Annotated in this window: 16 protein-coding genes; 5 read left to right on the top strand and 11 right to left on the bottom strand. The window is 67.0% G+C overall.

Annotated features, from left to right (window positions below; translation table 11 throughout):
- The first annotated feature begins 48 nt into the window (after positions 1-48).
- The 3 genes from katG (at position 49) to V7S63_RS12865 (ending at position 3,324) form a co-directional block, all read left to right on the top strand.
- The gene (gene katG, locus V7S63_RS12875; protein WP_336530499.1) at positions 49-2,313 is read left to right on the top strand and encodes a catalase/peroxidase HPI; all 2,265 of its coding nucleotides are present in this window, start codon (positions 49-51) and stop codon (positions 2,311-2,313) included.
- Between the two features lie 293 nt (positions 2,314-2,606).
- Positions 2,607-2,852, top strand: coding sequence for a hypothetical protein (locus V7S63_RS12870; protein WP_100961654.1), 246 nt, complete (start codon positions 2,607-2,609; stop codon positions 2,850-2,852).
- A 127-nt stretch (positions 2,853-2,979) separates the two neighbouring features.
- A complete protein-coding gene (locus V7S63_RS12865) occupies positions 2,980-3,324 on the top strand; it encodes a hypothetical protein (protein WP_336530498.1) in 345 nt (114 codons plus the stop codon).
- On the opposite strand, the gene ccoS is transcribed toward V7S63_RS12865, so the two are convergent.
- From ccoS to V7S63_RS12820, 9 genes are all read right to left on the bottom strand, one after another.
- Entirely contained in the window at positions 3,293-3,487 is a 195-nt protein-coding gene (ccoS, locus tag V7S63_RS12860; protein WP_091837389.1) for a cbb3-type cytochrome oxidase assembly protein CcoS, read from the bottom strand. The two genes, V7S63_RS12865 and ccoS, sit on opposite strands and share 32 nt — an antisense overlap.
- A complete protein-coding gene (locus V7S63_RS12855) occupies positions 3,484-5,673 on the bottom strand; it encodes a heavy metal translocating P-type ATPase (protein WP_336530497.1) in 2,190 nt (729 codons plus the stop codon). The genes ccoS and V7S63_RS12855 overlap by 4 nt, the downstream gene beginning before the upstream one ends.
- 1 nt (position 5,674) lies before the next feature.
- Entirely contained in the window at positions 5,675-6,193 is a 519-nt protein-coding gene (locus V7S63_RS12850; RefSeq protein ID WP_336530496.1) for a FixH family protein, read from the bottom strand.
- Positions 6,194-6,213: 20 nt separating this feature from the next.
- Positions 6,214-7,668, bottom strand: a complete 1,455-nt coding sequence (gene ccoG / locus V7S63_RS12845) for a cytochrome c oxidase accessory protein CcoG (protein ID WP_336530495.1) — start codon at positions 7,666-7,668, stop codon at positions 6,214-6,216.
- A 1-nt stretch (position 7,669) separates the two neighbouring features.
- Complete coding sequence (ccoP, locus tag V7S63_RS12840; protein ID WP_336530494.1) at positions 7,670-8,554, bottom strand: cytochrome-c oxidase, cbb3-type subunit III; 885 nt, start codon at positions 8,552-8,554, stop codon at positions 7,670-7,672.
- Between the two features lie 3 nt (positions 8,555-8,557).
- On the bottom strand, positions 8,558-8,713 hold the full coding sequence (locus V7S63_RS12835; RefSeq protein ID WP_091837401.1) for a cbb3-type cytochrome c oxidase subunit 3: 156 nt from the start codon (positions 8,711-8,713) through the stop codon (positions 8,558-8,560).
- 8 nt (positions 8,714-8,721) lie between these two features.
- Positions 8,722-9,486 (bottom strand): cytochrome-c oxidase, cbb3-type subunit II, encoded by a 765-nt coding sequence (ccoO, locus tag V7S63_RS12830; RefSeq protein WP_336530493.1) that lies wholly within the window; start codon positions 9,484-9,486, stop codon positions 8,722-8,724.
- Positions 9,487-9,495: 9 nt separating this feature from the next.
- On the bottom strand, positions 9,496-11,133 hold the full coding sequence (gene ccoN, locus V7S63_RS12825; protein WP_442896467.1) for a cytochrome-c oxidase, cbb3-type subunit I: 1,638 nt from the start codon (positions 11,131-11,133) through the stop codon (positions 9,496-9,498).
- Positions 11,134-11,290: 157 nt separating this feature from the next.
- Positions 11,291-11,947 (bottom strand): helix-turn-helix domain-containing protein, encoded by a 657-nt coding sequence (locus V7S63_RS12820; RefSeq protein ID WP_336530492.1) that lies wholly within the window; start codon positions 11,945-11,947, stop codon positions 11,291-11,293.
- A 220-nt stretch (positions 11,948-12,167) separates the two neighbouring features.
- Here V7S63_RS12820 and V7S63_RS12815 point away from each other — a divergent pair, with 220 nt between their 5' ends.
- The gene (locus V7S63_RS12815; protein ID WP_091837410.1) at positions 12,168-12,632 is read left to right on the top strand and encodes a hypothetical protein; all 465 of its coding nucleotides are present in this window, start codon (positions 12,168-12,170) and stop codon (positions 12,630-12,632) included.
- Between the two features lie 201 nt (positions 12,633-12,833).
- Here the strand turns inward: V7S63_RS12815 and V7S63_RS12810 are convergent, their stop codons facing one another.
- Positions 12,834-13,031, bottom strand: coding sequence for a hypothetical protein (locus V7S63_RS12810; RefSeq protein WP_091837413.1), 198 nt, complete (start codon positions 13,029-13,031; stop codon positions 12,834-12,836).
- Between the two features lie 246 nt (positions 13,032-13,277).
- Here V7S63_RS12810 and V7S63_RS12805 point away from each other — a divergent pair, with 246 nt between their 5' ends.
- Positions 13,278-14,312: an LLM class flavin-dependent oxidoreductase gene (locus V7S63_RS12805; protein ID WP_336530491.1), complete on the top strand. Its 1,035-nt coding sequence runs from the start codon at positions 13,278-13,280 to the stop codon at positions 14,310-14,312.
- A gap of 14 nt (positions 14,313-14,326) precedes the next feature.
- On the opposite strand, the gene V7S63_RS12800 is transcribed toward V7S63_RS12805, so the two are convergent.
- Complete coding sequence (locus tag V7S63_RS12800; RefSeq protein WP_442896459.1) at positions 14,327-15,421, bottom strand: SMP-30/gluconolactonase/LRE family protein; 1,095 nt, start codon at positions 15,419-15,421, stop codon at positions 14,327-14,329.
- Positions 15,422-15,467: the final 46 nt, after the last annotated feature.

Genomic DNA, 15,467 nt, shown 5'->3' with positions numbered 1-15,467 from the left:
GCCCTGCTAAGACCCACCCCGGAACCCAGCCGAGCTTCGGAGAGAGACATGAACGCGAAGACTGAGGACAGCACGGGAAAATGCCCCGTCGCCCATGGCGGGGGCGCCCGGCAGAACCGCGACTGGTGGCCGAACCGGCTGCCCGTCGAGCTGCTGAGCCAGCATTCGGCCAAGTCGGATCCGCTCGGCCAGGCCTTCGACTATCGCGAAGCTTTCGCCAAGCTCGACTACGCCGCGCTGAAGAACGACCTGCGCAAGCTGATGACCGACTCGCAGGATTGGTGGCCCGCCGACTTCGGCCATTACGGCCCGCTGTTCATCCGCATGGCCTGGCATAGCGCCGGAACCTATCGCCTCGCCGACGGGCGTGGCGGCGGTGGTCGCGGCCAGCAGCGCTTCGCGCCGCTCAACAGCTGGCCGGACAATGTCAGCCTCGACAAGGCGCGCCGCCTGCTCTGGCCGATCAAGCAGAAATACGGCCAGGCAATCTCCTGGGCCGACCTGATGATCCTGACCGGCAATGTCGCGCTGGAGACGATGGGCTTCCGCACCTTCGGCTTCGCTGCCGGCCGCGCCGACACCTGGGAGCCGGATCAGGATGTCTACTGGGGCCGCGAGACCACCTGGCTCGGCGGCGACCTGCGCTACGCCCATGGTTCGGAAGGCGTCGAGAAGCCTGCCGGCGAGGCCGTCCTCGTCGCCGATGACGACGCCGACGGCAAGGTGCATTCGCGCAATCTGGAAAGCCCGCTCGCCGCGACACAGATGGGCCTGATCTACGTCAATCCCGAAGGGCCCGACGGCAATCCCGACCCGCTGCTCGCCGCCAGGGACATCCGCGACACCTTCGCCCGCATGGCGATGGACGACGAGGAGACCGTCGCGCTGATCGCCGGCGGCCACACCTTCGGCAAGACCCATGGCGCCGGCCCCACCGACAATGTCGGCGTCGATCCCGAGGCCGACGGCCTCGAAGCGCAGGGCCTCGGCTGGCATAGCGGCTTCGGCTCCGGCAAGGGCGGCGACACCATCACCAGCGGTCTCGAGGTCACCTGGACCCAGACGCCGGCACAGTGGAGCAACTTCTTCTTCGAGAACCTCTTCGGCTTCGAATGGGAGCTGGAGAAGTCGCCGGCCGGCGCGCATCAATGGGTCGCCAAGAACGCCGAGGCGATCATTCCGGACGCGCATGACCGCTCGAAGAAGCGCAAGCCGACCATGCTGACGACCGACATCTCGCTGCGGGTCGACCCGGCCTACGAGAAGATTTCCCGTCGCTTCCTCGAAAACCCGCAGGCCTTCGCCGAGGCCTTCGCCCGCGCCTGGTTCAAGCTGACCCATCGCGATCTCGGCCCGCGCTCGCGCTATCTCGGCCCGGAAGTGCCGAAGGAAGAGCTGATCTGGCAGGACGTGGTGCCGGCGGCCGACCACCCGCTTGTCAGCGAGGCCGACGTCACCGCGCTCAAGGACAAGATCAAGGCCTCCGGCCTGACCGTCTCCGAGCTGGTCGGCACCGCCTGGGCCTCGGCCGCGACCTTCCGTGGCGGCGACAAGCGCGGCGGCGCCAATGGTGCGCGCGTCCGCCTCGCCCCCCAGAAGGACTGGGAGGTCAACCGCCCGGCCCAGCTCGCCAGGGTGATCGATGTTCTCGACGGCATCCGCCGCCAGTTCAACAAGGAAGCTGACGGCGACCAGAAGGTCTCGCTGGCGGACCTGATCGTGCTGGCCGGCAATGTCGGCGTCGAGCAGGCGGCCAAGGCCGCCGGCCATGACGTGAGCGTGCCGTTCACCCCGGGCCGCACCGACGCCAGGCAGGAGCAGACCGACGTCCACTCCTTCGCGGTGATGGAGCCGGCGCTGGACGGCTTCCGCAACTACCGGAAGCCGGGCGTCAGGGTACCGGCCGAGGCGGCGCTGATCGACCGGGCCCAACTGCTGACGCTGACCGCCCCCGAGCTGACCGTGCTGATCGGCGGCCTGCGCGCCATCGACATCAACGCCGACGGTTCCAAGCACGGCATCCTGACCGAGCGGCCGGGCGTGCTGACGAACGACTTCTTCGTCAACCTGCTCGACATGGGCACGCAGTGGCAGGCGACCTCCGAGGCCAAGGACGTGTTCGAGGGCACCGATCGCAAGACCGGCGCCGTCAAATGGACCGGCACCCGCGCCGATCTCGTCTTCGGCTCGAACTCGATCCTGCGCGCCCTCGCCGAGGTCTATGCCAGCGCCGACGCCAAGGAGAAGTTCGTCAAGGACTTCGTCGCCGCCTGGACCAAGGTGATGAACCTCGACCGTTTCGACGTCGCCTGACGCCGAGGAAACCGGCCGCCCGGCGTGATCGCCACGCCGGGCGCAAAAGGGTGGCCGCGCCCGCAAAGGGCGCGGCACATTCCTCAATGTAAGTGGAGAAGAGATTCAAGAACAGAATTCATAAGATCTCTCGAAATGGCAGATCGACCCAGGCGCCTGCCAGTATCGATGATCTCGATCTTCATCACCGAATACAGCGCAGTCGCCTGCTATAGCGAGCGAGCCATAGCTTCACAATTCGTTCATGTTTCCTGTGGTCAGCTCTACGAAGGGCGACACCAAGGAGAGAAATCATGAACCGACGTTCATTCATCGCCACGCTGTGTGGTGGACTCGCCGCGAGCGCCGCGGGTGTGAGCTTGGCGAGCGCGCCGGTCGCCGCCGCCTCGCTTGCACCGGAGAACGCGGCCCGGCTCGACGCGGCTCCCGCCGAGTTCAGCCAGTACTGGCGCCGTCCGCGCCGTCGCCGGACGGTCTGCTCGGTCCGACGCAACCGCTACGGCCGTCGCGTGCGCGTTTGCCGGACCGTCTATTACTGACGACATCGCCCCGGCCATAAGGGCCGGGGCGCTCCCCCGTCTGACCCAACCGCACCAGGGCGGGGTCTATGTCGCGGCGGCGGCATCCGCCCTATCATGACCATGGGTCATGATAGGAGCCGCGAGCATGAACCATATCGCAGGGATTGCCGCCTTCGCCGGATTTGCGATCATCGCAGTACCGGCGCAGGCGACCGAATGGATCGGGCGCTGGGGCGCGCCGGGCTGCAGCGCCGACGACACGGTGATCGGCCTCGACGCCAAGGAGCTTGACTTCTCGACATTCGAGGCGAGTTGCCGAACGCTGTGCGCCGAGCGCCGGCGGGACGTCTACGAAATCGCGGGGGAATGTCATGGCGAAGGCCGGCCGATGCGGGTCGTCTTCACCGTCCGTGTCGATGGCGACACGCTCTCCTTCATCCGCCAGCGCGGCTTCGATTTCAGCCCGAAGCGTTTCCGGCGCTGCCGCTGACACCACCTCGCGGCCCGGCCTGCGCATCGTCATCCTGCAGCACCCGCCAGGCCGCGCCGTCGAGATCGGCGTACTGGCCGCTGCGCATGCACCAGAAGAAGGCACCGAGGCCTAGAAGCCCAAGGCCGAGCGCCAGCGGGAACAGAATCACGATGATGTTCATGACTGCGCCGCCCCCGCTGCACGGGCGCGCAACGCATTGAGCGTCACCACCAGCGAGGAGCCGGACATGGCGACGGCGGCGACCAAAGGCGTCGCCAGCCCGGCGATGGCGACCGGCACCGCGACCGCATTGTAGAGCACGGCGAACCAGAGGTTCTGCAGCATCAGCCGGCGCGCCTTGCGGGCGATTCCCAGCGCCGCCGCGACCGGCGCCAGGCTCTCGCCGAGGAAGACGATGTCGGCCGCCGCCTGCGCCAGATGCGTGGCGCTGACCGGCGAAAGCGAGACATGGGCGCCCGCCAGGGCCGGCGCATCGTTGAGCCCGTCGCCGACCATCAGCACCTTCTGGCCATCGGCCGCCATTTGTTCGAGCAGCGCGAGCTTGTCGCCAGGCAGCAGGCCGGCATGCAGTTCGGTCACGCCGAGTTCGGCGGCGATCGGCGCCACCGCCTCGAAGCGGTCGCCGGAGAGGATCGCGACCTCTAGCCCGGCCTTGCGCAGGGCTACGATGGTGTCGCGCCCCTGCGGGCGCAGCGCCTGCCCGAGCGCCAGCACGGTGCGGAAGGTGCCATGGCGATAGGCGATCAGCGAGGCGCCGGGATGCAGCGCCGCGACCATGGCCGCCTGCGCCTGCGCGCCGCAGAAAGCGACGCTGCCGAGACGCCGCTCATTGCCGCCCTGCCCCACGCAAAGACCTTGCCCCTTCTCCTCGTGCACGTCCTCCGCCGCACGCGAAACACCGAGCGCCCTTGCGAGTGCCTGCGCCAACGGATGCCCGCTCGCCGCCGCGAGCGCGCCGATCTCGGCTCGCCGCTCGGCCGGCAGGGCCTCCGGATTGAGGATCTCCGGCTCGGGCAGGGTCAGCGTGCCGGTCTTGTCGAAGACGGCAATGTCGGCCTCGGCCAGACGCTCCAGCGCATCGCCCTGCTTCAGCATGATCTTGCGCCTGAACAGGGCGGAGGCCGCGACGACCTGCACGGCGGGGATGGCCAGGCCGAGCGCACAGGGGCAGGTGATGATCAGCACGGTGACGGCGATCATCAGCGCTTCCGGCCAGGACAGGCCGAAGGCCAGCCAGCCGAGGAAGGTCGAGGCCGCCAGCGTGTGCACCATCGGGGCATAGAGCCGCGCGGCGCGGTCGGAGAGGCGGACATAGCGCGAGCGGTTGCCGACCGCCTGGTCCATCAGCCGGTCGATCTCGTCGAGCAGAGTGCCCTGCCCGGCCGCCTTAACCCGCACGGTCAGAGTGCCGGTGAGGTTCAGCGTGCCGGCATGGACGCGCTCGCCTTGCCCGATGGCGACCGGTGCGGTCTCGCCGGTGACGAGGCTCTGGTCGAGTTCGGACCAGCCGGTCTCGACGATGCCGTCTACGGAGACCCGCTCGCCCGGCCGCACCAGCACGAGATCGCCCGGGGCGATCGCGGCGATCGGCATCACCGTGGTGCTGCCGTCGGCGGCGAGCCTCGTCGCGGTCTCGGCCTTGAGCGCGGCGAGATTTCCGGCGAGATCGCGGGTGCGCCGCCGCATCAATTGGTCGAGATAACGCCCGATCAAAAGGAAGAAGAGTAGCATCACCACGCCGTCGAAATAGGCGTGGCGGCCATGGTTCCAGGTCTCGGCGACCGACATCACGAGCGCCAGGACGACGCCGATGGTGATCGGCACGTCCATGTTGACCGCGCCGGCCTTCAGCGCCCGAAGCGCGCTCTCGAAGAAAGGCCGGCCGGCATAGGCCGCCGTCGGCAGCGCGATCAGGGCGGAGAGCCAGTGGAAGAAGTCGCGCGTCGTCGGGTCGATATCGCCCGCATTGCCGGACCAGACCGCGACCGAGAGCAGCATGATGTTCATCGAGGCGAAGCCGGCGACGCCGAGCGCGCGCAGGAGATAGCGCTCCTCGCTCGCGGCGCCCGCCTCCTGGCGCTCCGGCGCGAAGGGATAGGCTTTGAAGCCGAGCGCGGCGAGCTTCTCGACCACCGCCTCCGGACGCAGCAGCGCCTCGCGCCATTCGACCGAGACGCGCTTCAGCGCCAGGTTGACGCGGGCGCCCAAAATGGCGGGCTCGCGGGCGAGCCCGCCCTCGATCGCCTGCATGCAGCCGGCGCAGCGTATCCCGTCGACCGCCAGCTCCATGCTGGCGATGCCATCGTCCCGATGGCGCACGAAGACGGAGAGGTCCTGCGCAGCCATCTCAGCGCTCCAGAGTGACGCGGCTGCGCGAGACGAAGACGACCTCCTCGCCGCGCCTGACCTGGAGCTCGAGGATCCAGGAGCCGGCCTCGATCGTCTCGAAGCGGGCCTCGTAGCGCCCCGGCCGGCTCTCGCTCAGCGAAAGGTCATGGTCGCGAGCTGAGGTCGCGGGGTGACGCAGACGAGCGCTGGTGGCGAGGCCGGCGAGCGGCCCGCCATTGCGATCGGCGAGGGAGACAGTGAGCGTCGCGCCGTCGGCCTGCCGGGCCAGCGTCGTGGAGGCGGACCAGCCGCGCGCATCGCGCTCGTGCTGGCGGGCGATCTCTTCGTTGAAGCGCTGGCTCGCCTCATAGGCGCTGCGGGTCTCGACGCCCGGCATGGTCCGCAGCGCCATCGTCAGGATGGTCGCATTGACCGAGACGATAACGCCGAAGAACAGGATCAGCATGGCGGCGACCATGCCGCCGGTCAGCTGGAAAGGTTGGCGCGGTGCAGCCGGAGCCGGATTCTCATAGTGCATGATGATAACTCCGCAGCAGCTCATCGATGGGTCTCGGGCGCCATGAAATGGTCGTCGGCTCGCACCGTCTCGCCGGCAAAGAGATCGGAAGCGGTGATGGTGATCACCTGCGAGGCCGCGAGCGGCACGCCGGCCGGGACGGTGACGAGCACGCGCACCTCGCGCGAGGAATCGGGATCGACGGTGACGACTGGCCGAAGATCGGCACTCGGCGGGGCTCCCACCGCCTCGATCCTGATACCGGGCAGGCCGGAGACGGTCAGGGCGAAGGGCCGATGCTCCGGACGCTTGTTGAGCAGGCGCACCGCATAGGCGTTGCGGATCGCCCCGTCGCTCAGGGTGACGAACAGCGGCGTGCGCTCGTGCAGCACCGAGATGCCGGCGGTGCTGCGGGTCGCGAGCTGCCAGAGCATGGCGCCGCCGACGATCGCGATCAGCGCCGCATAGGCGAGTGTGCGCAGGCGCACCAGCCGGTAGATCGCAGGTTTCCTGGCTAGACGGCGCTGGACATTGCCGTCGGTATCATAGGCGATCAGCCGGGTCGGCCGGCCGATCTTGGTCATCACGGTGTCGCAGGCGTCGATGCACAGGCCGCACTGGATGCAGTCGACCTGGGCGCCGTCGCGAATGTCGATCCCGGTCGGGCAGACCGCGACGCATTGGAAGCAGTCGACGCAGTCGCCCGCAGGCGCGCCCTGCGCCCTGAGCCTTGCCGCCTGCTTGACGGAGACACGCGGCTCGCCCCGGTCGTAGCGATAGGTGACGTTGAGCGCTTCGTCGTCGGTCAGCGCTGCCTGGATGCGCGGCCAGGGGCACATGTACTTGCAGACCTGCTCGCGCATGATCCCTGCGAGCGTGTAGGTGGTGAAGGTCAGGATCGCGATCCAGACATAGGCCGAGAGCGGCGCTGTGAAGGTCGCAAGCTCGCGTACCAAAGTCGGCGCATCCGCGAAGTAGAGCACCCAGGCGCCGCCGGTCCACCAGGCGATGACCAGCCAGACCGCGTGCTTGGCGCCCTTGCGCCAGAGTGTGTCGAAGCCCCAGGGCTCGGCGTCGCGGCGCATGCGCTCGCGCCGGTCGCCCTCGAAAAAGCGCTCCACCGAAAGGAAGAGGTCCGTCCAGACCGTCTGCGGGCAGAGATAGCCGCACCAGACCCGTCCGGCGACCGCGTTCATCAGGAAGAGGACGAAGGCGGCCAGGATCAGGAGGCCGGTGAAATAGTAGACCTCCTGCGGCCAGATCTCGATGAAGAAGAAGTAGAAGCGGTTGTTGGCGATGTCGGCCAGCACCGCCTGGTTGGGGAGATACGGGCCGCGATCCCAGCGCAGGAAGGGCAGCAGGTAGTAGATGCCCAGGCACAGGAAGAGGATCAGCCACTTCGCGCGCCGGAACGGGCCCGCCACGCTCTGCGGATAGACCTTCGGCGACGCCGCAAAGAGCGGGATGTCGTCCTGGTCGGCCTCGGCGGTGCTCACGCTACTGCCCTCCCCCCAGCGAGTGGACATAGACGGTCAGCGCCTTGATCGTGGTCTCGTCGAGACGTCCGGCCCAGGCCGGCATCACCCCGTTTCGGCTGTTGGCGATGGTCTCGGTCAGCGAGGCCATGTCCATGCCGTAGAGGCTGATCGCGTCGGTGAGGTTGGGCGCACCGAGCTCCTGATTGCCTTTGCCCGTAGCGCCATGGCAGGCGGCGCAATTGTCGGCGAAGACCTTGCGCCCGAGCTTGAGGTCCGCTTTCGGCTCGGTCGGCAGGCCGGCAAGCTCGCGGACATGGCTGGCGACGGCAAGGATCCCCTCGCGCTTCAGCACGCCGTCGCGCCCGAAGGCGGGCATCTGGCTGACACGGGTGTCGTTGTCGCCGGCAACGCGAATGCCATGGCGGATCGTCTGCTGGATCGCCGAGAGCGAGCCGCCCCAGAGCCAGTCGTCGTCGTTGAGGTTGGGATAGCCCTTGGCACCGGCGCCGCCGACGCCGTGGCACGCCGCGCAATTGTCGCCGAAGGCAGCCTTGCCCTGCGCCATCGCGATCTGGAACAGGGTCGGATCGGCCTTGATCTGAGCCGGCGTGGCGTCCGTCATGCCGGCGGCCTGCGCCGCGCGCTGCGCCTTGAGCCTGGCCATGTCCGCGCCGATGTCGATACGGCTGGCGTAGCCGATCACGCCTTTGGTCGTGTCGGTCAAAAGCGGCCAGGCCGGATAGACGATCCAGTAGCCGATCGACCAGACGATGGTGGCGTAGAAGATGCCGAGCCACCAGCGCGGCAGCGGCGTGTTGAGCTCGCGAATGCCGTCCCATTCATGGCCGGTCGTCGGCATGCCTGTGGCGGCATCTACATGCGGATCCTCGTGCTTCTGGTCCATCGGTCAGTCCTCGCGCAGCGGGTTGAGCGCGGCTTCTTCGAAACGGGCGCGGTTCTTCGGCCAGAAGGCGTAGACGCAGACCCCGAGGAAGACGGCGACGAAGTAGAGGAGCCCGGCGGATTGGGCGAAGCCGGCGAGCCAGTGATAGGTGGTTTGCATGGGTTGGCTCAGCGGATGTTGGCTTTGTCGTCGTAGAGCTTGAAGTCGACCATCGTGCCGAGCGCCTGCAGATAGGCGATCAGGGCGTCGGCTTCGGTGATGCGCTGCGGATTGCCGTCGAAATCGCGCGACTGCGCCTTGGGATAGCGCTTCTCCAGATCGGCCTGGCCGGGATGGTCGGGCGTCGCCTGCGCCTTTAGGTCGTTCTGCGCCTGCGCGATCATCTCGTCGCTATAGGGCACGCCGCCGGCGCGATTGGCGCGCAATTCGTCCGCGATGTCCCCGACCTTCAGCTCGGTCTTCTCCAGGAAGGGATAGCCCGGCATGATCGACTGCGGCACGATCGCGCGCGGCTCGGCAAGATGCGCCCGCTGCCATTCGTCTGAATACTTGCCGCCGACGCGGGCGAGGTCCGGCCCGGTCCGCTTCGAGCCCCATTGGAACGGCTTATCGTATAGGCTCTCGGCCGCGAGCGAATAATGCCCGTAGCGCTCGACCTCGTCGCGCAGCGGCCGGATCATCTGGCTGTGGCAGTTGTAGCAGCCCTCGCGCACATAGATGCCTCGGCCGGCGAGTTCGAGCGGCGTATAGGGCCGCACGCCCTGCACCGTCTCGATCGTGTTCCGGAGGTAGAAGAGCGGCGCGATCTCGACGAGTCCGCCGATCGAGATCACCAGCAGGACGCCGATGACCAGGATGATCGAATTCGTCTCGAAGATTTTGTGCTTGGCCCAGAGCGAACGCCGCGGCGCCTTGTGGTCGATGCTCGTCATGACGACTCCTCAGGCGGTGGCGAGCTGGCGCGGCGGCAGCGCCAAGGCTTCCGGCATCTCGGAGGCTTCCTCCGAGCGCACGGTCATCCAGAGATTGAAGGCCATGATCAGTGCGCCGCTCAGGAAGAGCGCGCCGCCCAGCGCCCGGATCACGTAGAACGGGTGCATGGCCGCGACGGTCTCGATGAACGAGTATTCGAGGAAGCCGAGCGAGGTGTAGGCCCGCCACATCAGGCCCTGCAGGATCCCGGAGACCCACATCGCCGTGATGTAGAAAACGATGCCGAGGGTCGAGACCCAGAAGTGCCAGCTCACCAGCTTGAGCGAGTAAAGCCCCTTGCGGTTCCACAGCCAGGGCACGAGGCAGTAGATCGCGCCGAAGGAGATGTAGGCGACCCAGCCGAGCGCGCCGGAATGGACGTGGCCGATGGTCCAGTCGGTGTAGTGCGAGAGCCCGTTCACCGCCTTGATCGACATCAGCGGTCCCTCGAAGGTCGACATGCCGTAGAAGGCGAGCGAGACCACCATCATCCGCAGAACGGGATCGGTGCGCAGCCGGTCCCAGGCGCCAGACAGGGTCATGATGCCGTTGATCATGCCGCCCCAGGAGGGCATCCACAGCATGATCGAGAAGGTCATGCCGAGCGTCTGCGCCCAGTCGGGCAGCGCGGTGTAGTGGAGATGGTGCGGGCCGGCCCAGATGTAGATGAAGATCAGGGCCCAGAAGTGGATGATCGAGAGCCGGTAGCTATAGATCGGCCGCTCGGCCCGCTTGGGCACGAAATAATACATGATCGCGAGAAAGCCGGCGGTCAGGAAGAAGCCGACCGCGTTGTGGCCGTACCACCACTGGAACATCGCATCCTGCACGCCCGACCACAGCCCGTAGGATTTCGGCGACAGGATCGAGACCGGAACCGCGACATTGTTGCCGATATGCAGGACCGCGATGGTCACGATGAAGCCGAGATAGAACCAGTTCGCCACATAGATGTGCGGCTCGGTGCGCTTCTTCAGCGTGAACAGGAAGACCAGGAGATAGGCGACCCAGACCAGGGTCAGCCAGAGATCGGCATACCATTCCGGCTCGGCGTATTCCTTGCCCTGGGTGATCCCGAGCAGGTAGCCGGTGCCGGCGATGACGATGAAGAGGTTGTAGCCGAGCACGACGAACCAGGGCGAGAGATCGCCGGCGAGCCGGGCCCGGCAGGTGCGCTGGACGACATAGAACGAGGTGCCGATCAGGACGTTGCCGCCGAAGGCGAAGATCACCGCCGAGGTGTGCAGCGGCCGCAAGCGACCGAAATTGGTCCAGGGCAGGTCGAAGTTCAGCACCGGGAAGGCGAGCTGCAATGCGATGATCAGCCCGACGGCAAATCCGGCGATGCCCCAGACCATCGCCGCGACGGTCGCGAACTTGACCGGCCCCATATTGTAGTTGGGCTTGCCGTCGATCTCCTGGGGCGCGATCGCCGGCGAGCCGTCGAAGCAGCGATTGCCGATCAGGATCATGCTGGCCGCGGCCGCGGCTGCACCGAGCATGGCGTGGAAGGCGTAGCCGGAGTTTTCGGTCAGTGCGGCGATCAGGATCAGCGGCAGCACGCTGGCGCCCGCGATCAGCATCCCGATCATCTCGCCGACCGTCATTGCCCGGACAGGGCTCGTCGTCGCCGTCACCGCTGACTCCCGCTTCGTCGCGGGCGCTGGGATGCGCCCTCCGCGTGAGGCTTAGCGGCCGGCTGGGCGGGGGGCTTTGATCCAGGTCAAGGGCAGGACGGGACGGACTGCGGCGCGAAGGCGCAGCTCACGCCGCGATGGCGAGCATCCGTTCGGGGTTCATCACGCGCACGCCGCCGGGCACGATCAGGATCGTCTTCTCCTTGGCCAGGCGGGTGAAGGTGCGGCTGACCGTCTCGATCGTCAGGCCGAGAAAATCGGCGATGTCCTGCCGCGTCATCGGCAGCGGCACCGTCACCGACGGCTTGCCGAGCCTTGCCCAGCGCTGCTGCATGCCGAGCAAGAAGCAGATCAGCTTCTCCTCTGCGGTGCGGCGGCCGAGCAGCATCATCTGCTCATGGGCGAGCGTCAGCTCATGCGTCGCGAACTCGTGCAGACGCTTGAGCAGATGCGGCTTGGCGTCGACCAGCGCCGTATAGGCGCCGCGCGAGAAGGCGCAGACCGCGACATCGCCGATCGCATCGGCGGAGAAGCCATAGGCGTCGCGCATGGCAAGTCCGAGGAAATCACCTGGCAGCGCGAAGCCGACGACCTGACGGCGGCCGTCGGACAAAAGCTTATAGAGCCGGACGACGCCGCCCGTGACGTTGTAGACACAGTGCGCGTCGGCCCCTTGCGAGAACAGCGTGTCGCCGGAGGCAAAATGCGTCGGCATCGCCAGCTGCTCCAGCAAGGCGAGCTCGTCATCCGTCAGCGAGGCGCAGACGCTGACCAGGCGGACCATGCAATTGCGGCATCCGCTCTCGCCATGGGCGGCGGCGCTGCACGCCGAGGGCTGACAGTTCACGATCGCACCTTCCTGCTCATGCGCGGAGCTTACCGCATGCGCGAAAGCCGACAAAGCGCGCGCGCCGCCGCAGGGCTTCGGATTTGATCCAGATCAATGCGGCGACAGGCCCTGCGCAACGAGGTTGCTGCCTGGAAACTCGGGAGAGCCGCACGTGATGGGCGATGACATCTTCGAAGTCGCGCGCATCCAGCCTGATAGCGCCGACACGGTCTACGGGCTCGTCACCCTGCTGCATCCCGAGCTCACGCCGGATGGCTGGGCCGCCTTTGTGCGTGACCATTCGCAGGACGGGGCGCAGCCTTCCGGCGTCTTCGCCCTGCGCGACGCGCGCGGCATGCCGCATGCCTTGTTCGGCTTTCGCATCGCGCGGAGGATCACGGGCGGCACGACGCTGGAGATTTCCGAGATCGCGATGATGCGGCTACCCGGAACCTGCCTCGTCGATGCATTGCTGCGCTTCGCCAATCAACTCGCCGCGCAGCTCGACCTGCCGCGCATCGCGATCTCGCTGGAGCGCTCGGCGGCCTGGCCGCAGGATCACGACGCCCTGCAGCGCTGCGGCTTCCAGATCGACCGCGTCATGGTCCTCGGCCGCGCCAGGCTCGAGCCGGCGGCGTGATCGTCCAAAGCCGCTCCAGCGAAAGTGCGCGGCGGTTTCGCGTCCGGAACTGCGCAAAACAGAAAGCTGAGGCACAGCCGGCGAAGTGGCTTCGCCGGATATGATCGAGCGGTGGCCGCGTCTAAAGCCGCCACCGGGTCGTCGCCCACCATGCGCCCACCGCAATGGCGACCATGGCGAGCGCTACTAGAATCGCCTCGCTTATCGGGTCGGCTCCTTCCGTGCGCCCATGAAGTTCGCAAACCAGGCGCCGTCGACGACGTCCGTGCTGCCCTCTCGCTGCACCGCCGTCACCCGGCACAGCAGCTCGATTTCCTCGAAGGACAGATCATAGAATGGCAGCAGCATCGGATTGCCGACGATCGAGCGATCGCTCTCGGCCACAGCCTCGCCGTCCATGAACCTCATCCTCCCTTTGCATTCGCGCGCGAACCGTGTCGTCGGCGTCTGCCGAAGCAACACAATCACCCGCACCCCGCCACACCCAAATGGGGGGTCAGGTCGATATTATTGTTCCTGATGGTACCGATTTTGGCGAATTCGCATAGACCCCTCGGCACCGGCGCATCTTGAACCGCGACATTGCCGGCGCCAGATGGCGCGGACGCCGGCAATCCGGCATGCCCAGCCCTGGACTCACAGCCCATGCCCGCCTCTCTCCAGCTCGGTCTCGACACCTTCGGCGACGTCACCGCCGGCCCGGACGGGGCCCTGCTCCCGCATGCGCAGGTGATCCGCGACCTCGTCGAGCAGGCCGTGCTCGCCGACGAGATCGGCATCGACTTCTTCGGCATCGGCGAGCATCACCGCTCCGATTTCGCGGTGTCCTCCCCGGAGACCGTGCTTGCCGGCATTGCGACCCGCACCAGCCGCATCCGTCTCGGCTCGGCCGTCACCGTGCTGAGCTCGGACGATCCGATCCGCGTCTTCCAGCGCTTCTCGACGGTCGACGCGCTCTCGAACGGGCGCGCCGAGGTCATCCTCGGCCGCGGCTCCTTCACCGAATCCTTCCCGCTCTTCGGCTTCGACCTCAGCCAATACGAGGTGCTGTTCGAGGAGAAGCTCGACCTCTTCGTCGAGCTGATCCGCAAGAAGAAGATCACCTGGGAAGGATCCTTGCGCCCGCCGCTCCGCGACCAGCAGGTCTTCCCGCCGATCGAGGCCGGCGAGCTGACGACCTGGATCGGCGTCGGCGGCAGTCCGGAATCGGTGGTCCGGGCGGCACGCTACGACCTGCCGCTGATGCTCGCCATCATCGGCGGCCCGGCCCAGCGCTTCGCGCCTTACGCCCAGCTCTACCGCGACGCGATGGGGCGCCTTGGCCAGGCCGAACGACCGATCGGCGTGCACTCGCCCGGCTATGTCGCCGAGACCGATGAGCAAGCGGCCGAAGAGTTCTTCCCCGCCTTCAAGGCGATGCGCGACCGCATCGGCGCCGAGCGCGGCTGGGGTCCGCTGTCGCGCGCGGAGTTCGAGCGCGAGGTTTCGGGCGGAGCGCTCTATCTCGGCTCAGCCCGAACCGTCGCCCGCAAGATCGCCGCGACGGTGAAGGCGCTCGGCCTGCAGCGCTTCCAGCTCAAGATCAGCGCCGGCCCCCTGTCGCAGGACAAGCTGCTGCGCTGCATCGACCTCTACGGCCGCGAGGTTATCCCGATGGTGCGGGAGCTGCTCGCTGCCTGAAGCGCATCGAGGCGTCACACGGCGCCGTGCGCCTCGACATAGAGCGCGTAAAGCGAGTGCGAGCTCGCCATGTAGAGCCGGTTGCCCTTCGGCCCGCCAAAGCAGAGATTGGCACAGCGCTCCGGCAGGCGGATGAAGGCGAGCGGCTTGCCGGCCGGGCTGAACACCATCACGCCGTCGAGATCCTCCGGCTTGCCTCTCAGCGTGAAGACCTTTCGTCCTCCGACATCGCTCGGCTCGGCGTTGAGCGCGCCATTGCTGCCATAGCCGCACCAGAGATTGCCGTCGCGATCGACGCGGAAGCCGTCGAGGGCGCCGAAATCGGCAGCGTCGACCAGCTTGACCTTGTTCGAGACCTTGCCGTCGGCGTCGACATCGTAGCTCCAGATGCTGCGGTTCGGCGTGCCGCGCCACTCGACGACATAGAGCTTCTTCTCGTCGGGCGAGAAGGCGAGCCCGTTCGGATTGACCAGATCGGTGATCACCGCCGTCAGCTTGCCGTCCGGCGCGAGCCGATAGACATTCGTCGTCGCCTGTTCCGGCTTGGCGCGCGATCCCTCCCATTCGCCGTTGATGCCGAAGAGCGGGTCGGTGAACCAGATCGTGTCGTCCGACCTGACGACGATATCATTCGGCGCGTTCAGCCGCTTGCCCTCGAACTTGTCGGCGAGAACCGTGATCCGGCCGTTCTTCTCGGTGCGGGTGATGCGCCGCGTCACCGAATGCTCGCAGGTAACCAGTCTTCCCTGCCGGTCGCGGGCATTGCCGTTGGCGTAGTTGGCGTTCTCGCGGAAGACGGTGAAGCTGTTCTTCACCTCGTCGTACTTCATGATCCGGTTGTTCGGGATGTCGCTGACAAGGAGATAGCGCCCTTCCGGGAAATAGACCGGCCCCTCGGCCCAGCGCATGCCGCTGCCGAGCTGCTCGATGGTGCTCGAATAGATCCGGTACTTGGCGAAGCTCGGGTCGAGAATCTCGACGGCCGGGTCGGGATAGCGCTGGTTCGGCTTGAACGGGAAGGCCTGCGCCAAAGCAGGCGCCGCCAGCACCGAGCCGGCCGCAGCGGCGAGCCCGCCCTTGAGCAGGTGACGGCGAAACATGTCGATCATCGCATTTCCCCCTGTGCTCTTGTTGTCATGGCTGTTCCTTCGGACG

It is taken from the genome of Allobosea sp. CCNWLY174 (genome assembly GCF_037120455.1).
Lineage (GTDB): Bacteria > Pseudomonadota > Alphaproteobacteria > Rhizobiales > Beijerinckiaceae > Allobosea > Allobosea lupini.
Note: the sequence above shows the minus strand (reverse complement) of the source record. Positions and strands in the feature narration are given on the sequence as shown.

Bases quoted from the DNA above. Each gene is read 5' to 3' on its own strand.
- V7S63_RS12810 (WP_091837413.1), bottom strand. From the start codon at position 13,031: ATGGACGGCGAGGCTGTGGCCGAGAGCGATCGCTCGATCGTCGGCAAT.
- V7S63_RS12850 (WP_336530496.1), bottom strand. From the start codon at position 6,193: ATGCACTATGAGAATCCGGCTCCGGCTGCACCGCGCCAACCTTTCCAG.
- ccoN (WP_442896467.1), bottom strand. From the start codon at position 11,133: ATGACGGTCGGCGAGATGATCGGGATGCTGATCGCGGGCGCCAGCGTG.
- V7S63_RS12800 (WP_442896459.1), bottom strand. From the start codon at position 15,421: ATGATCGACATGTTTCGCCGTCACCTGCTCAAGGGCGGGCTCGCCGCT.
- V7S63_RS12805 (WP_336530491.1), top strand. From the start codon at position 13,278: ATGCCCGCCTCTCTCCAGCTCGGTCTCGACACCTTCGGCGACGTCACC.
- ccoO (WP_336530493.1), bottom strand. From the start codon at position 9,486: ATGACGAGCATCGACCACAAGGCGCCGCGGCGTTCGCTCTGGGCCAAG.
- V7S63_RS12820 (WP_336530492.1), bottom strand. From the start codon at position 11,947: ATGGTCCGCCTGGTCAGCGTCTGCGCCTCGCTGACGGATGACGAGCTC.
- V7S63_RS12865 (WP_336530498.1), top strand. From the start codon at position 2,980: ATGAACCATATCGCAGGGATTGCCGCCTTCGCCGGATTTGCGATCATC.
- V7S63_RS12870 (WP_100961654.1), top strand. From the start codon at position 2,607: ATGAACCGACGTTCATTCATCGCCACGCTGTGTGGTGGACTCGCCGCG.
- katG (WP_336530499.1), top strand. From the start codon at position 49: ATGAACGCGAAGACTGAGGACAGCACGGGAAAATGCCCCGTCGCCCAT.
- ccoP (WP_336530494.1), bottom strand. From the start codon at position 8,554: ATGGACCAGAAGCACGAGGATCCGCATGTAGATGCCGCCACAGGCATG.
- V7S63_RS12855 (WP_336530497.1), bottom strand. From the start codon at position 5,673: ATGGCTGCGCAGGACCTCTCCGTCTTCGTGCGCCATCGGGACGATGGC.
- V7S63_RS12815 (WP_091837410.1), top strand. From the start codon at position 12,168: ATGGGCGATGACATCTTCGAAGTCGCGCGCATCCAGCCTGATAGCGCC.
- ccoS (WP_091837389.1), bottom strand. From the start codon at position 3,487: ATGAACATCATCGTGATTCTGTTCCCGCTGGCGCTCGGCCTTGGGCTT.
- V7S63_RS12835 (WP_091837401.1), bottom strand. From the start codon at position 8,713: ATGCAAACCACCTATCACTGGCTCGCCGGCTTCGCCCAATCCGCCGGG.